We start from the raw sequence: 17741 nt of genomic DNA on the forward strand, positions 1-17741 counted from the left end.
TCAGGACAGATGTCTTCAGGACCGAAAGACCGGTCGACGCGGTCGCCTTGAAGCTGGTGCTGTCGCCTGCGGTCCCGCCGGGCGGGCGCGACTGCTTCTCGACCGGGTTCCCCTTCGGGTCCTTCGCGCTCATCGACGCCAGATTGTCCACGCTGCCGCTGTCGATGTCCGCCTGCGTCACATCATAGTAACCGGTGATCGTCGTCGCATCGGTCACGCCAGGCGCAAGCGTGGCAATCGGACCACCCGTCAGCGTGGCCCGCGTGTCCGTCACCGTCACATTGGACAGCGTCACATTGCCCGTGTTCTTGATGCTGAACGCGTAGTTCAGGCGCTCGCCCGCATCCAGCAAACCGTCATTGTCCGTGTCGACATGCGTCACCGTCTTGATGAAGTCGCTCGAAGCCGTCTGCGCAATGTCCGTCCGCGTCGCCGTGCCCGCCGTCCCGCCGGTCGGATGCGACTGCGCCGTTACATCCGCATCGGCAGGATCCTTGCCCGTGGCGCTCGCCAGATTGTCCACGTGCCCCGCGTCGATATCCGCCTGCGACACCGTATAGGTCCCCGTCAGCGTCACCGCATTGGTGGGACCCGGTGCAAGGGTCGCAATCGGACTGCCCGTCACTGCCGCATGATTGTCGGTCAGCGCAACATCCGTCAGCGTCACATTGCCCGTGTTCTCCACCTTGAATGTGTAGCTGATCGTTCCATTGCTGTTCAGGACAGATGTCTTCAGGACCGATAAAGATGGCGCGGCGGGGAAACTCAGGGGAACGCTAGCGCTGTCATTGCCGGTGTTAAAATCGTTGTTCGTCGCATCGGCGTCTCCATCCGGCGCGGATCGCCCCAGAACAACGCTTACACTGTAATCGCCTGCCATCGCTGGCAGGTTGACAGCAACAGGGATAGCAAAGCTGACCGTCCCTCCCGCAACACCCGGCCCTGACGAGGCCGCAAGCGCCGTTGCATTAAGGCTGCAGGTAACCACCGCACCGCTTTCCGTACAACCCGCCGGCAATGTGCCACTGGTCGACCAACCAGCGGGGAGCGTGGCGACCAGCGTAAACCCGTCATCGCCATCGGTCGCACCAGGACCATGATTCGTGGCCGTCATGGTGAAATTCTGCGCAACGCCATAGCCTGTAAAGGAACTCGCCGGGGCGGTGCCGCTCACACCTATATCGGGCAGGCCATTGATCGTCAGTCCACAGGTTCCGTCCTGCTCATCGACAAGAGCAAATGCATTGCCCCCGGCGCATGACCCCGTTTCCACATAGGTGGTCGCATTTATTCCGGTCGGGCGCTGATTAACCAGCGCTCCGTAATTGCTCGCTGGCGTGACATAGAGCTCGTGCGCGCTCTGGAAGGCCATAGCGTCATTGTCGCCTGGCAGCGCATAGACATCGGCAGCGGCTCCATTCGGAAGCGCCGTGCCCCCCTGAGCCAGCGCCGTGTTCCAGCCGCTTCCGCCAATTGTCGTGTCCCATGCAAAATCGCTGAAGGCAATCGTGGCCGAAAGTCTGGCCTGGGCGAAATAGCCACAGTATGCGCGAATGCCGTCATACCCTGCGCCACCGCGCTGAGGCGCATAACCGGCAAACAGTCTGTCATCGCTGCCTAAGCAAAACCCGCCGCGACTGTAGTGAACCGCGTTGCCTTCAATCACGCCGGCATCAAGACGGGTGGAGTTGGACGCCGTATTGAAGTGAATCCATTGTCCGGCTTTCAGCTCCAGCTTGGTGCACAGGATTCCAACCTGGCTGGTCCAGGGTACAGAGGCGGTGGATCGATGCCGACCATAAAAGGCCCTGGCGATCATCCCGGCAGGACAGGTCTTAACTCGTATACTGCCCGGACGGGGATATGCATAGCCATTCACGGTGAAAAGCGGCTCCAGATTAATGGTTGTGCCGTCCGTCGTCACACGCGAGCAATAGAGATCCACTCTCACCGTCATGCCGTGGGTGCTGCTGGTGCCAGTAAAGTTATGATCTGTATGGCGCACTCCCCTCAAAAATGTTCCTGCAGGGCATTGCGTAATTGAGGTGTGGCCCTTGTTGGAGCCGATGAGCCCGCCGTAATAGGTGCCAGAAACCCCCAGACCCTCAACAGCCCGCGCGCGCTCGACGCCGCCCAGCAGGGCAATCATTGAAATCACGATACAAACCTGAGCCTGTCTGGAGAGGCCTGCTGCGAACCGCACGCAGAAAGCGAGTACAATGAGCCTCAAATGTCCGTGAACCAAGCGCCGTGCAGTCATGGCAATCGATCTTCGTTTTGAGTTTTCTGACAATGTACCTGCGCCAAAATGCGTTCTCCGACACGGAGAAGACCGCTTCAGCAACAGCCACGCCCAATGCGCAGAGACAGGAAACGACAGACCCGGGACCAGTACAGGATCATTCAGCAAGATCAGCGCCACCTGCAAACAGCGGACAGGCTTGAATGAACGGCCCCTTGTGCGGTCAGACCGAAGAGTTCCACGCATCCCGCCGCCTGTGGGCCGACGAGATGCGCGAAATCATACGAGGTGAAGCAAGGGCACCTGGGACTTACTTATAGAGCGTAAGATCGTTCACTGGCTCCACGGGCACATCGCCAACAGCGGTGTGAAGCTGGCTTTCGATCTCGAGGCGATAACGACGACCGACCTCACGCCATTCACGGGCAATGTGCTTGCGCATTGCCTTGCTACGCTTCAGCGCCAGCTTTTTCCCCTCACCCGCTTCCGTGTAAACCAGCCGCAGAATCGATGGCTCCTGCTCAAGCAGGTGCATCATCTGAGCAAGTCTGGTCTGCCATTCCGGGCGAAGTTCCGTGCTGTCTTCCTGGAAAGCGGCATCGCTCAGATCAAGACGCACAACCCTTCCGATGGAAGCGCCGAAGGTGAATTTCGACACCTTGCCGGCAGTCAGTCGGATCACACGCGGGTTTTCGGTAGTCAGGCGGTACCCTGAAGGCAACGAACGCGGGTCCAGTTTGAGGATATAGTTGGTTCCGATACGCTGGTCCGGGAGGTCAGCACAGGCAATGTGAAAGCGACCCTCCGCATCTGCCGTTACCAACAGTCCCTTGACCGAAGCGACCCGAACACCTGCAAGGCCGGTTTCACCATTGTCCTGATAACCATTGCGGTTCTTGTCGTCGAACACCTTGCCGATAATATCGCCGCAATCGAAGACCGCCTCGATAACCACCTCGACAACGGCAGTGGCCACACGCGAGATCGGATTACCCTCAAGGTCCTCAACCCAGGCCCGGTTCACATACTCGCCGGGCTTGGCAGCCGCAGTGACGGCCAGATCCAACGTGATTTCCACGGCCTCATCGCCTGTCAGAACGACATTCTCAAAGGTGAGTTTGCGACCTGCCACGACCGGGGCAATCCCGGTATCACCGAGCATCGCCGAACCTGGTACGAAGGTAAGCCCGGGAGGCGTCATGTCGATGACATTGACCGTACTCGAACCCGGCATGCCGAGCATCTTGACCCGGATCGTATAGGGCACCTTGCCGCCACGGCGAACCTCGCGCAGAGGAGACATCTTGCTTATCGCATACCCCGGCAGATCCACCGACGCTTCCGCTTCCGCTGCCACGGCCTTCTGGCCGCGCGGTCCCGTACCTGTGGCCGTCGCCGTGTTTTTCACCCCATCCTCAATCCCCTGAGCAGTATCGATATCAGCCTGGCTCAGAGTATAGGTGGCGGTGAAGGTTGCGCTGTCACCGGCTGCGATATCCGCACTTGATGGCGTAAAGGAAGACAGGCTTCCTGTGCCCCGGCGTCCATCGAAACGCGGCCCTGCATCAACCGGAACCACATCATCAACAGTGACATTTCCGTCATTCGTTACCGCAAAGGTGTAGAGAATCGTATCACCGGGTTCGGCAAAGCCGGTGCCGACGCCCTGGTATGCGCCGCTTTTCTCGAGGACCAGCGACACCTTTTGCGGCAGGGGCGTGGCGGTTGGATCGTCCGGCTCACCATCCCCTTCCTCTTCGACATTTTCGCCATCATGAGGATCGTCGGAGAGATCAGACACTTCTTCACCGTTTGGGGTCAGACCTTCTACCTCTGCAGTCGCCGTCTGCCCGCCAGCATCAATCTCGGCCGCCGTCAACGGATAGGACGCGGTGAACGTGGTTCCATCTTCGCTGCCCGGAGCAAGGCTTGCGAGCGTACCGCCCGCAACGGGAACCGTTGCCCTCACACCAATTCCAACATCCGCCGGATTGACATTGGGGTCCGGAACCACTTCCAGCGAAGGAATGGTGATGCTGTTGATCGTGACGTTACCGGTATTCTTCACCGTAAAGGCATAATGTACTGGCTCGCCCGAATCCGGGAAACCGCTACCGTCAGAATCGCTCCACTGGTCCACCAGGTGAACTTCGATGGACGGGTTCGGCTGGAACTCGATCGTCGTCGGGTCGCCCGCTTCTCCATCTGCAGAGCGGGATTCAGCTGAAACCGGCTCGCCCTGCGGGTCCACGCCGGTAGCGGTGGCAACATTTGCAAAAGACCCGGCATCGATATCGGCCTGTGTAATCGTATAGCTGCCTGTCGCACTCGTGTCGCTTTCCCCCGGAGCCAATGGTCCGGCAATCGGGCTTCCAGAGATTTCAGCCTTGTCGTCTTCGATTGCAATGTCTGTCAGGCTCACATTGCCAGTGTTCATGACCGTGAACGTGTAGCCGATTGTCTCATTGGCATCAGCAAAACCGTTGCCATTGGCATCGTTCAGCATCGCTTCCTTGACGACATCCATGGAGCCCTGCGCCACCACTGGCTGCGTGGTGTTGTCGCCGGGAATCCCGCCCGGCGGCCGCGAGGTACGCTTTACAGGAGCCCCGTTGGGGTCCGAAGCCGTGGCTTCAGCGACGTTGTCCACGCCACCGCTGTCGACATCCGCCTGGGTGACATCGTAGTAGCCCGTGATTGTCGTCGAATCCACGTCATCGGGGGCTAGAGAGGCGATGGGGCCACCAACGATCTGCGCCTTGCTATCGCTGACAGTGACGTTGGTGAGCGTCACATTGCCCGTGTTCTCCACCGTAAACGTGTATTCAAGCCGCTCACCCGCATCCACAGCGCCATTCCCATTGGCATCGACGTGAGACACCTCCTTGACGAAATCACTCTCCGGCGTCTGGAGCAGTTCCGTTTCAGTCGGTTCGCCAGCAACGCCTCCCGGTGCACTCGATTGAGCCGTGACATCATTTCCAGCCGGATCCTTACCGGTGGCTGACGCCAGGTTTGCGACAGAACCGGCATCAATATCGGCCTGTGTGATCTTATAGGTTCCGGTCACGCTTGTATCACTGTCGCCCGCCGCAAGCGGCCCTGCAATCGGGCTACCCACGAGATCCGCCCGGTCGTCTGAAACCACGATGTCTGTAAGCGTGAGATTGCCCGAATTGGTGACGGTGAACGTGTATTCGATCATCTCGCCGGCGTCGGGACGACCGTTAGCGATGGTATCGTTCAAAGTTGATGTCTTGATGATCTCGACTGCTGCGCTTCCCGGCAGGTCAATGGTCGTGGCGTCTCCCGGTTGACCGCCTGGAGGTGCCGATTCAGCACGGACCGGATCACCATCGGGGTCCTGAGCATTCACGGTGGCGTGGTTTTCCACCGAGCCAGAATCAATATCAGCACCGGTCAGGGTGTACTCGCCAATAATCGTTTCGCTGTCCGTCACGCCCGGCGGCAGCGTTGCAATCGAGCCACTTGTCACGATGCCCGGATCATCAACCGTCACGTTTGAAAGCGGCGCTGCGCCCGTATTGGTGACCGTGAAAGTGTAGATGATCTTCTCATCAACGTCCGGGACGCCGTTATTGTTGGTGTCCTGCAGCTCCGCTTCCTTGGTCAGGGACATGGACGCTTCCTGCGTCACATCCGTCGCCGTGTTGTCGGCAAGATTGTTGTCGACAACATCATCGGGAAGCACGAGCGAAACCGTGTTGCTGAGCTCGCCGGTAAAGTCGTCCGGAACCGACATGGTGATCGTGTAGGTGGCCGACGCGTTGGCAGGGAGGTTGAGATGTTCTGCATCAATGCCACCGGTCCCGCTGGCGTTCTCACATGTCGCGCCGCTCGCACCCGCGCATGTCCAGTTCGCGGTGGCAATGCCAGCCGGCAGCGGGTCCGAAACCTCGATGGCCTCTGCGCCGAAGGGGCCATTATTGGTGACCTGCATCGTATAGGTGACGTCCTGCCCGGGCGTATAGGCTTCCTGTCCGTCCGTTTTGGTGATCTGAATATCCGCCTCGAACTGAAGAGACGACGTCACACATTTCAGGCCATCATTGTTTCCCGAGCCGGGCGAGGATGAAATAAGGGTCGACTGGCCCGTCGTGGTATTGAATTTGTAGAAGCCGTTCCCGCCATTGTCGGAACCGTACACGGCATCCGGCGTTCCAAACATCGCACCAAACTGCGTTCCCGCGGCCAGGCCGGTATTGCCGACGCTTGTCACCGAGCCGGTCACCGGATCAATGGCGATTAGATCCGTAGCGCCCCCCTCCTTTGTGTAGAGGCGGCCACCGGACCATGCCAGGTCGAAAATGTTGATGGCACGGCTGAGTGTGATTGTTGTCGCCGAGACCGTCCCGACATCGATCTTGTAAAGGGTACTCGGCGCAGCGCTGCCGATCACATAATAGCTCCCGTCATCCGCGATCTCACCTGCATTGATGTTGGGGGCCGAAGGAATCCCGGCGATGGCGCCCAGATTTTGTGTCTGTCCATTCGAGCCAAGGCGCAGCAGATTGGGAGTCGGACCCGCCTGAATGGCATAGCCATAAAAGTCTGTGGGATGGAAACCTGCCGCGTTGTGCGCGAACGTCTCTCCGCCCTCATTGGTGAAGGTAAAGGGATTTGTGGTCATCCCCACCGAGAGCAGATCTGTCGGATTTCCCTGGGTCAGCCACAAACGTTCATCGCACGTGGAAAAATCAGGAACCTGCGCCCGACTATCATCCATGGACACCAGAACGGTTACCATGGCAGCAGCGAACAGACCAAGGCGCATGCGGCCTTTATGGGGTTTCGTTCGATTGAGATATTCTTCTATTTTCATAATAATCTCATTTGTGTCCAATGATGAAATTATTACTCTTCAATTAATATAAATGGGACTATAAATATTAATTGATACAATTCTCAAACATGAAGGAACGAAATACAACGATTAACCAGCGATGATTAGAGCCAAACGGCATTCCATACGGTCATCATCTCGTATCGCCGATCATTCTGGTCTCCACCTCGAGACGATAGCGACCACCGACCTTCTGCCACTCACCCGCAATGTGACGCCGTAATGCGCGCATGCGTCGCGCCGCCAGCCGTCCTCCCGCATTGCTGCTCTGGTACACAAGACGAAGAACGGAAGGCTCCGCATCCAGCAGAGTGACGAGCTGCTTGATCTGCCCCTGCCATGCGTCCTGCAACTCAACGCCATCCGGCGCGAAAGCAGCGTCAGACACATCCAGCCGCACCACCCGTCCGATGGTCGTGCCAAACAGAATGTTTGTCACCTTACCGGCGGTCAGCCGGACAACACGCGGGTTCTCCGTGGTCACCCGATAACCTGACGGCAGAGAACGCTGGTCGAGCTTCATGATGTAATTCGTACCGATCCGCTGATCCGGGAGATCGGCACAGGCCACATGGAATTTGCCCTTCGGTCCGGCCGTGACCAGCAATCCCTTTGCCGTGGCCACCCGCGCACCCGCAATGCCCTCTTCACCGGCATCCGGATAGCCGTTGCGATTGCGGTCATTGAAAACGAGACCGGTGATATCGCTACAGTCGAACACCGGCTCAACGATCACTTCCACAGTCGCGGTGGCAACTCCCGTCAAAGCCTCTCCGGAAGGATCCTCCACCCAGGCCTGATTGACATACTCACCCGGCTTCACACTCGCCGTCGCCAGCAGGGACAGGTCGATGAGAAGTGGCTCGTCCGGCTGGAGCTCGACATTTTCAAAGATGAGCCTGCGCCCCTCCAGTCTCGGCGCCAAACGTCCATAGGACACGGACGCGCTGCCGGTCTGGTAGGTGAAGCCCTGCGGGAGAAGGTCAATGACGTTCACCTCCACCGCCGTCTTGAGCGCGTAAGCCGCGACCCGCAACTGATAGGGCACACGGTCGCCGCGCCTCACCTGCGAAAGCGGGGTGCTCTTGCCAATAAAAACACCGGGCATGGGCACGCTGGCCTCGGCCTCCGGCGACACCACATTGCGCCCATGCGGCGTCGCGCCCTGCGCAACTGCGGTATTCACCGCGCCAGCCTCATGAGACCGGGCATTGCGGATGTCCGTCGCAGTCAGGACATAGTCGGCAGTGAACCTCGCCTTGTCACCCGGCGCCAGCGTCGCACTGGCCGGCGCAAAGGCCGAAAGACTGCCGCTTGCAGGCGCGCCGCCAAAGAGCGGGCCGGGATCTGACGGCGCAACATTGTCAACCGTGACATTGCCGTCATTCTCCACCTCGAATTCATAGTGGATCGTTTCGCCGGGATGCGCCTGCACCCCGCCAGCGCCACGATATTCACCCGTCTTCGTCAGAGCGAGAGACGCCAGTTGCGGCAGCGGCAACTCATGCTGAGAACTTGCGGAAACCTCTTCGCCGGACGGATCCGAACCGGTTACCGTCGCAGCAGCGTTCAGCAATCCCTGATCGATGTCATCCTGCGTCAACCTGTAGCTTGCGGTAAACGCATCCGTGTTTGTCCCGCCCGGCAAAAACCCGTCCAGCGGCCCGCCGCTGACCGGAACCTGCACCTCCCGGCCGTCAGGCAGGGTAAGCGTCACAGACGGGATGGACACACCGGAAAGGGTCGTGTTCCCCGCATTCGTTACGGCCAGTTCGTATTGCACAATCTCACCGGCATCCGGATAACCGTTTTCATCCCCGTCAACGAGCGTTCCCGTCAAGACGAGTTCCACGGCCGGCTTGTGCTCAATCACCAGGACGGTATCGCCAGCCCCCTCATCCGTCTCCGACACAACCTCCAGAGCAGTTCCATCCGGCGCCTTCGCATGCAGCGTGGCAGTGTTCCGCACCTCCCCCGCATCGACATCCGCCTGCGTGATTTCGTAGTCGGCGCTGAATGTCGTTTCATCCGCATCGCCAACGTTCAGGCTGCTCAACGGGCCGCCGGCGACCTCAACCTTCTCGTCCTCCACCCTGAGATCACTCAATGTCACATTGCCGATATTCTCAACCTTGAAGCGGTACTCGACATGATCCTCGGCATCGACGCGGCCATTGCCATTGCTGTCGACATGCACCGCCCGCTTGATCAGTCGCGCCTTGGGAGCCGCAGTCAGCGGAACCTCGAGACTGCTGGAACCGGTCACCTGCTGGCTCGATGGATCAAGCGCCGCGACCTGCGCTTCATTCAACACCTTGCCCTTGTCCAGATCGGCCTGCTTCACAAGATAGGCAGCGGTGAATGTGCCTTCATCAACGTCGCCCGGCGCAAGGGTCGCAAGCGGTTCGCCGCTCACCTGCGCAGTCGGATCGGTCACACGGACATTGCTGAGCGTCACATTGCCGGTATTTTCCACGCTGAACTTGTAAATCAGCGCATCGTCAACATCGGTGACCCCGTTCTCGTTGCGGTCTTCCGTGCGGACGAGCGTCTTGGTCAGTTTGATCGACGCGGACTGCGCAATCTCGACCGTCGCGCTGGCCTCACTCGTTACGGTCTCCTCCTGTCCAACCGGCACGGTCGCGGTGGCCTTGTTGTCGACCCTGCCTTTGTCGATGTCAGCCTGCGTCAGCCTGTAGAGCGCACTCACCGTCGAATCACTGTTGCCCGGCGTCAGATCCGGAACCGTCGTCGCGGAGAGCGACAGAGCGGGGTCGGTAATCTTGACGGCCGCGAGCGTCACATTGCCGGTGTTCGTGACCTTGAACGCAAATTTGATGTGATCGTCAGGATCTGCGACCCCGTTGCCGTTCGTGTCTTGATAAACGCCTGTCTTCTCAAGCTTCATGGCCGGCGCTGCCGTAATGCTGAAGGAGGCAGTGGAAAGAGCTTCCGCCTTTTTCCCGCTCGGCGACGTCCCTTCCACGGACGCCGTGTTCGAGTAGGCGCCGTTGTCGACATCCGCCTGCGTCAGAACATGATAGCCCGTGACCGCCGTATCGTTGCTCGCGCCCGGCGTGAGGTCTGGAACCGTCGTGCCCGACAAAACGGCGCCCGGATCACTTAATTTGATGCCCGAAAGAGACACATTGCCATTGTTCGTAACCTTGAAACGGTAGTTCAGACGGTCGCCAGGCTCCATCACGCCGATGGTTCCCTGATCCTGAAAAGTCACGGTTTTCTCGATCTTGATGGATGCCGCCTCGGGCAGGCTGACTGATGTCGAGCCGGTGTCATCCACATCACCGTCATCGGGCGCTTTCGCCTTCACGGTCGCCGTGTTGACCACCGAGCCACGGTCCAGATCGGCCTGGGTCAGATCATAATTCGCGGTCAGAGGCGTCGTGTTTGAATCCCCGGGCGCGAGCGTCCCTGACACGGCGAGACTGCCATTGATCAGGGGGTCCGACACGCTGATATCCTTCAGCGTTACCTCGCCCGTATTCTTCACAGCGAACGTGTATTCGATGCGATCCCCCAGATCAGCAACCTTGTTGTTGTTGGTGTCCACCCATTTACCGGTCTTATCCAGCGAAACAGCTTCTTTCGTGTCGATGGAAACCGTCACTTCAGATGTGTCGCTCGTCGCGTGACCGTGCGGATCCTTGGCGCTGGCCGTGGCCTTGTTCACGACCTCGCCCCTGTCCAGATCGGCCTGCGTCAAAGTATGAAAGGCCGAGAAAGTGGTGCTATCCTCATCCCCGACAATGAGTTGCGAAAGCGTGCCCCCGGAAACGCTGACAGAAGGGTCCGTGATGCTGATGTCGGAAAGCGTCAGGGAACCGGCATTCTTGACCTTGAAACTGTATTTGATCCGGTCGCCCACATCGGTTTTCTGGTTGCCGTTCGCATCGACATACACCCCCGCTTTTTCGAGCACGATCTTGCTCGTGCCTTCCTCATGGGTGGTGACCGACGCGCTGTCCGTCACGGGCGTGTCGTCCGGCGCCTTCGCGGTCACGGTCGCCGTGTTCTTCACATCGCCATTATCGATGTCGCTCTGCTTCAGATCGTAGCGCGCCGTGAATGTGGTGCTGTCCGATACGCGGGGGGCAAGCGTGGCGATCGGTCCGCCGGTGACACTCGACGCCTTGTTGTCGGTCAGGCTGATGTCTTTCAGTTCGACATCGCCGGAATTGGTAACGGTGAAGGAGTACTGGATATGGTCGCCGAGATCGACAACCGAATTGTTGTTGGCATCCACATGAACACCACGCTTCTCAAGCTTGATCGAATGCTTGCTGCCCAGCCCGGTCGTCAGCGAGGCGGTGTCGCTTATTGTCTTGCTGTCCGGATCCTTCGCCTCGACCTTCGCGGCGTTGATCACTTCGCCCTTGTTGATGTCCGCCTGCGTGAGATCATAGGCAAGAGAAAAGGTCGTCGTATCCTTGACACCGGGAGCCAGCGTCGCCAGAGGGCCGCCATTCACCGTGCCCAGCGGGTCCGTCACCTTCACATCGGTCAGGGTGACATTGCCGGTATTCTCCACCTCGAAGCTGTAGATGATGCGATCGCCGACATCGAGAAGCTGGTTCGCATTGGTGTCCTGATAGGCCCCTTTCTTGACCAGATCGATCGCGGACGTCCTCGGCAGATTTATGACCGTCGGGGCCTGATCGCCATCGGCCTTCGCCTGCGAGTAGATCGTGATTTCCTGACCGCCGGGCAATGTGCCCGCCCCAACGGCCTGGTTGCTGAGTTTGCCAACATTCACATCGGCCTGGGTGAGCCTGTAGGTAGCCTTGAAAGTCGCAGTCTCACCGGGCTGCAGGGACCCTTCCGGAGATGAACCGCTGTTGGAAACAAAGGTCGGCCCGGTGGTCAGCGACAGCGCGGTGCCGTCCGAACGCTCAAGGAAATCCTCCTTGATCCGGACATTGGTCATCGGATCAGCACCAGTGTTCTTGACGGAGAAGGAGAACGTTACATCTTTACCGGCCAAAGCTTGCCCCACCGACGCTGTCTTGATCACTTCGAGGGGATAGGCACCAATAGCAAAGTGGGCGACGCAGGACTCAGAGGAGGACGCACCGGTCTTCTTATAAGCGCTCACGGTCAGTCTTTGCTTTGTCGCAGTGGCCGTGAATTCGAGTACCGACTGGGTCCAGGTTGTCGATGGCATTGGAAATTTTTGCGGCGTCTTTTGGTCAATTCGCAAGCGCAGCCCCTCACATGCTTCGTTATGATTAACACGCTGCGCCCCCCGCATCAGCCCATAGAAGGGAATCTTGTAAGAACGCCCGACAACCAATCCTGTTATATTTGTATAAATAGCTTCCGCATGATCTGCTTTGGCCCACATTGTAGAAAATGTCTCATCGCCAGTCGGAAGCGCTGGAAGGGGGCCATCAATCCACCGATTCCCCCAGCCCCACTTTTCAAGGTTGGAACAGTCCGGTGACCCTGCCGCCTTAAACCAACCAGCCGGCGTGGTGTCCTCCCCAAAGACGCAGGGTGCCGTGGGCGGAATGTGCTGCGCATAGCCCGGCAAGGAAAATGAACTGCCCCCCGCCACAACGAGAAGGAAGAGCAACAGGAGAGACAGCCCTCCCTCACGACTGGCCAGCCGCAACGAAAACCGGCCTGCCACAGCAAGAGAAGCAGCAAACCTTTGCACATTCATCAGCAGCACGTTCATTGAGGTCACCTGGATTGGCGCAGCGTTCATGTACCCCTAAAAAGACCTGAAACTCGCGACTATCGAAACAAGGCCGAACACTGCGAAAGCGGGATTGAGAGTTAGTCCCGCGCACTCTAGTGAGGATCGCGCCGCGACATGAGTTGCCGTGCCGTATCTTTACGGTTTCAGCGCCGGCCGCACCGGCCCCACGCCACCGGCTTTCCGGCATCGGCAAAGCAACGGATCGCGGCTTACCGGCACCCCGCCAGCAAGACCGGCTTGACATTCCGCGCGTACCCTTTATGTGTCCGCCAGACTCTTTAAGCGCCTGGTGGAGAGATTCTGCTGATGCGCGACCAACAAACATCAGGAACGGACGACAGCTATGGCGAAGGCCACGACCATCAAGATCAAGCTCCAGTCGACGGCCGACACGGGCTTCTTCTACGTCACGAAGAAGAACAGCCGGACGATGACCGACAAGATGACCAAGCGGAAATACGACCCCATCGCGAAGAAGCATGTGGAGTTCAAGGAAACGAAGATCAAATAGATCCCGTTTTAGCCGTACAAAAACGCCGCCCCGAGCGGCGTTTTTTTATGCGCGCATGAAACGGCCTGACCGTCACGCTTCTATGCCTGGCGGAGCCCACGAACTTCTATGCGCGTTAAAGGAAATGGGGGTCGGTCGGCAAACTGGCAGCGGTACGAGGAGGCCACTAAAGACCAGCGCCGACCGACCGACCCCACGGACCCAGGAGATGCGGCGGACCTGAGCATCATGGGGTATTTGGGGCATGGCGCGTCAGAGCCATATCGGCCCGACCATGCAACTGCCCTTATCGGTCGAGAGATTTGCGCAGGGCAGTAAGAAAATCAACACTTACTTAACCATTGCCGCCAACTCCCTGACGTTAGGGTAAATATGGCGCGCGACCGGCTTTGCGTCAGCCCCCAATAGGGTGAGACCGTCATCACTCTTTCGTGCCTGACAGATGATCGGCCTACCACGCCCGAAACAAAGCCACCCACCCACAACCGAAAACGCCGCACATCCGGGAGGATATGCGGCGCTCTTGACGGCAGGAATGCCGTGCGACCGAAACCGCACGGCGAAGGGATGGCGACCTAGAATTTCGCAGTCGCTCCCAGAATGAAGGTCCGGCCCCTGCCCCTTTTTGAATTCATCGATTCCGGCCCGGACGCAGCCACCGCGTAGCTCTTGTCGAACAGATTTTCGACCGTGAAGAACACGTTGAAATCCTCGCGGATCTCATAGCTGCCATAGGCATCGTAGAGCGTGTAGGCCTCAAGGTCCTCCGGCTCCATCATGCCGTTTGCCTGCCGGCTTGGGCCGACATAACGCATCTGTGCGCCAAGATTCAGCCGCTGCTCGAGAAGACGCACGCCCACATCCACCGTGGCGTAGGTCTCGGGCAGGAAGCCGGCATCACCATTGCCCCAGCCCGTGCCGAAGCCGACCGGCTGATCGGTATCCGCATTGGTGTAGGACGCATTCACGTAGAAGGCTCCCGCATCATAGCTGCCCTGCACTTCCCAGCCGGACATGCGGGTGGTGCCGGGCGCATTCACCCATTTGGCGACCTGCCACGGAATTCCCGTCACATCCGCCAGATCGTTGACGATGTAGTTTTCGATGTCGTGACTGTAATAGCCGACCTTCAGGCGCAGGCGGTCGTCGGGCAGCAGGACACCATCCCTGTGCAGATTGACGCCCACATCCCAGCCTCTGCGAACCTCCGGCTCAAGCCCCAGATTGTTCGCATAGGCCGAGCCAATGCCGTCGCCAAACGGGATCATCGTCCACAGCATCTCCTGAACGGTGGGAGGGCGGGCGGTGTGCGCATAGGTGGCGTAAAGCTGCATCCAGTCGAGCGGATCGGCGGCAAGCGTCACCCTGGGCAGGAATTCACCGCCGGAGCGCGAGACCTTCCGGTTGCCGCAGTCCGGCCCGCCGGGCGGACAGTCACCCGTACCCGCACTGTATGCGGTCTGTTGCCCGGACATGTTCCAGTAATCGTAGCGCAGCCCGGCCGTCAGCGAGAAGATGCTCCAGTCCAGCGTGACATCGGAGAAGGCGCTCGCCTTCTGCATCCTGCCCGGCGGGTTCGCGCCACGGCGACGCAGCACCTCGAAATCCGTGGAACCGTAGGAAAGCCCGTAATACCAGGAAAGGTCCACGCCCTCGCCCACCACGAAGCGTGACGTGTTGGCGAGGCTCGCACCGAAGGAACGATCCCGGGATTCACGACCGCGATAGCCGCCGCCAAACTCGGAATCGTAGGTCATCTCCGTTTCGTTGTAGTAGACATTGGCCGCAAGATCGATCAGCGCCGACCCCGGATCATATGTGTAATCGAGCGTGTAGGTCTGGTTCTTCAGGGTTTGCTCGTAATTGCTGCTGGTGAAGCGGTTGTCATACCAGCGCCCGCCAAGCTTGAGCCGATGCTCGCCATTGGGTTCGAAATCGAGCTTGACCAGTCCACCCGCAGGCGCATTGGCAACCCTGTCGTAATCGGGAAACACCGCGCCATCCGCCGTTTCATAATCGTGAAAATCGGAATAGGCGAGCGCGCCGACAATGCTCACATCGCCAGTCTGACCGGGGAACATCTTGCCCCGCGCGCCGCCAGCGAGCAGACCTGACCAGCGATAACCATTGGTGCCGGCCTTGAAGCGGGTGAGCGCACCGATGTCAGCGCCCGGCTTCAGAACGTCATCCACCTCAAGCGTGCGGAAATTGGCAGCGCCGGCCAGCGTTCCCGCACCGGCCGCGCCCGAAACCGCGCCGCGCGCCACATCCACACCGGCCAGAAGCTCCGGATGTACGTAAAGCAGATTGCCGCCTGACGAACCATGCCCGCCCACATTCCGGAAGGTCTGCGGCACGCCGTCGATCATGGCATTGACGCGGCCATAGCCGGTCAGTCCGCGAATGTTGACCTCAATCGCCGGATTGGTGCTCGGCGAATAGGTAAAGGCGCCCGGAACTGAACGCACCGCCGTTCGCACATCGCCGCCGAAGCGCTCCTGCAGTGCCTGCTCATCAAGTGAGCCGACCGCCGCAGGCGTGGTGTAGACTGCTTCGCCCGAGGGCAGAAGCGTCTGGTCATCAACCACCACCAGCCGTTTCAGCCGATGGGTCCTGCCCTCACCCACGTCACCCGAAACGGCTTGCTCCACCTCTTCCTCTGCCGGTGATGCCTGCTCCTGGGCAAAGGCTGCATGCGCACATAAGAAAGAACAAGCGAAGACACTTCCCGCAAACAACCTGCGGGAATCATCGATGATCAAAGCCAACGAAACCTCCTGTCGGACTAAAGCAGAATTTCGGGCTGGCTGAACATTTGCTTGCTGGAATGTACTTTTGCTTAGCCTCGCGGCATCAGCACGTCAAACGGGCTCCCAAAACCACTGGGCAACGCCTTAGACCGCGGCAAACCGTTATCCGCCACGGAAAAAACATGATTACTATGGTCAAGTTTAAGGACGCGAGCGCGCAGACTGCGACAGTTTTACACAATAAATTTTATCAAAAGACCGCAGCACGCCACCTCACGCGGCGGGAGCCACCACGCAATTGCGCCCTGCATTCTTGGCATCATACAGGGCCAGGTCGACACGTTTGAGCAGAGTGGCCGGATCGTCATGCGCGCCGGCGGTGGCCACAACGCCCACACTGGTCGTCACCGCAATCGCATTCTTGCCACCATCGACCGTGAACGGGTCGCTGGCAATGGCGACACGAAGACGCTCGGCCACGGTCTCTGCAACATCGAGCGGGGTATCCGGCATCACCACCACGAATTCCTCACCGCCAAAACGGCAGATGAGATCAATGCCACGAATGTTCTGGCGAAGCCGGTCGGCGAATTCGCGCAGCACATCGTCGCCGCCCTGATGCCCCCAGCTGTCATTGATCGCCTTGAAGCAGTCGATATCGGCCATCATCACCGAGAGAGGCCGCCCGCGCGCGGCGGCACGGGCAAGAAGCCTCGGCAGATGCGTGTCCAGATAGCGTCGGTTGTGAAGCCCCGTCAGCGGGTCGGTTACGGCCATCTGGAAGCTCTCGCTCACGCTGGAGCGCAGACGGTCATTGTAGCGTTTGCGGCGCAGCTGCGTGCGCAGGCGCGCCATGAGTTCCTGTTGATCTACCGGGCGCACGATATAGTCGTTCACGCCGAGTTCGAGAGCCCGCGCGATCATCGCATCGTCGCCCTTGTCGGCCACCAGCATGACCGGCAGAAGCCGCGTGCGATCCAGCGCCCGTAATTGTGCGCACAGCCGCAGCGGATCGTAAGTCGTATAAGCAGATGTGACGAGAATGCACTCGTAGCTGCCATCGGCGGCGCGGAACAGGCCGGCCTGCGGGTCATCCTCGACATCAACCCTGTAGCCATCACGCAGCATGTTGGCGATGGTTGCAGAAGACTGCGCGTCTTCATCGATCAACAGAATGGAGGGCGCAGCACGACGCTCCTCTTCAATTCCATCGTCAAAACCGGCATTGCGCGCCGTCACGGTGCGCAGGCGCAATTCGTCCGTCAGCATTTTCAGCCGCACCAGACTTTTCACCCGCGTCACAAGCTGCAGATCATTGACCGGCTTCGAGAGAAAATCATCCGCACCGGCTTCAAGCCCCCTGATGCGATCCGCCGTCTCTTCAAGGGAGGTGACCATGATGACGGGAATGTGCTGCGTAGCCGGATCGGCCTTCAGCCGGCGGCACACCTCGAACCCATCGAGCTCCGGCATCATCACGTCCAAAAGCACGACATCCACCTTGCCGTCCGCGCAGATCTTCAGCGCCTCTGCGCCACTATGCGCGCAGACCACCTCGAAATACTCGGCCAGAAGCCGGCTTTCGAGCAGCTTCACATTGGAAGGGACATCATCGACGACAAGGATGCGCGCGGTCATGGTCGGCTCCTCAG

General features: G+C 59.3%; 6 protein-coding genes. 1 reads left to right on the plus strand and 5 read right to left on the minus strand.

What is annotated here, in order from left to right; all coding sequences use genetic code 11:
* The 3 genes from ACRTG1_RS10030 to ACRTG1_RS10040 all read right to left on the minus strand — a co-directional run.
* Positions 1 to 1957: DUF7507 domain-containing protein (locus ACRTG1_RS10030; RefSeq protein WP_432516213.1), on the minus strand; the 1957-nt coding region annotated here is incomplete at its 3' end.
* 595 nt (positions 1958 to 2552) lie between these two features.
* On the minus strand, positions 2553 to 7085 hold the full coding sequence (locus tag ACRTG1_RS10035) for a DUF7507 domain-containing protein (protein WP_432516214.1): 4533 nt from the start codon (positions 7083 to 7085) through the stop codon (positions 2553 to 2555).
* 154 nt (positions 7086 to 7239) lie between these two features.
* Positions 7240 to 12834, minus strand: a complete 5595-nt coding sequence (locus ACRTG1_RS10040; RefSeq protein ID WP_432516215.1) for a DUF7507 domain-containing protein — start codon at positions 12832 to 12834, stop codon at positions 7240 to 7242.
* A gap of 337 nt (positions 12835 to 13171) precedes the next feature.
* Here ACRTG1_RS10040 and rpmG point away from each other — a divergent pair, with 337 nt between their 5' ends.
* On the plus strand, positions 13172 to 13339 hold the full coding sequence (gene rpmG / locus ACRTG1_RS10045) for a 50S ribosomal protein L33 (protein ID WP_007008183.1): 168 nt from the start codon (positions 13172 to 13174) through the stop codon (positions 13337 to 13339).
* A 575-nt stretch (positions 13340 to 13914) separates the two neighbouring features.
* Here the strand turns inward: rpmG and ACRTG1_RS10050 are convergent.
* Both ACRTG1_RS10050 and ACRTG1_RS10055 read right to left on the minus strand, forming a co-directional pair.
* Positions 13915 to 15990 carry a TonB-dependent receptor domain-containing protein gene (locus tag ACRTG1_RS10050; RefSeq protein ID WP_432516216.1) on the minus strand — a complete coding sequence of 692 codons (2076 nt, stop codon included), beginning with the start codon at positions 15988 to 15990 and terminating at the stop codon, positions 13915 to 13917.
* 372 nt (positions 15991 to 16362) lie between these two features.
* Positions 16363 to 17727 (minus strand): PleD family two-component system response regulator, encoded by a 1365-nt coding sequence (locus ACRTG1_RS10055; protein ID WP_297559912.1) that lies wholly within the window; start codon positions 17725 to 17727, stop codon positions 16363 to 16365.
* Between the last annotated feature and the right edge of the window lie 14 nt (positions 17728 to 17741).

It is taken from the genome of Nitratireductor sp. PBL-C9, from assembly GCF_050877045.1.
GTDB lineage: Bacteria > Pseudomonadota > Alphaproteobacteria > Rhizobiales > Rhizobiaceae > Nitratireductor > Nitratireductor aquimarinus.

What these genes read in the sequence shown, in the direction of transcription:
- ACRTG1_RS10035 (WP_432516214.1), bottom strand. Translation starts at nt 7,085, where the DNA reads ATGAAAATAGAAGAATATCTCAATCGAACGAAACCCCATAAAGGCCGC.
- ACRTG1_RS10040 (WP_432516215.1), bottom strand. Translation starts at nt 12,834, where the DNA reads ATGAACGCTGCGCCAATCCAGGTGACCTCAATGAACGTGCTGCTGATG.
- rpmG (WP_007008183.1), top strand. Translation starts at nt 13,172, where the DNA reads ATGGCGAAGGCCACGACCATCAAGATCAAGCTCCAGTCGACGGCCGAC.
- ACRTG1_RS10055 (WP_297559912.1), bottom strand. Translation starts at nt 17,727, where the DNA reads ATGACCGCGCGCATCCTTGTCGTCGATGATGTCCCTTCCAATGTGAAG.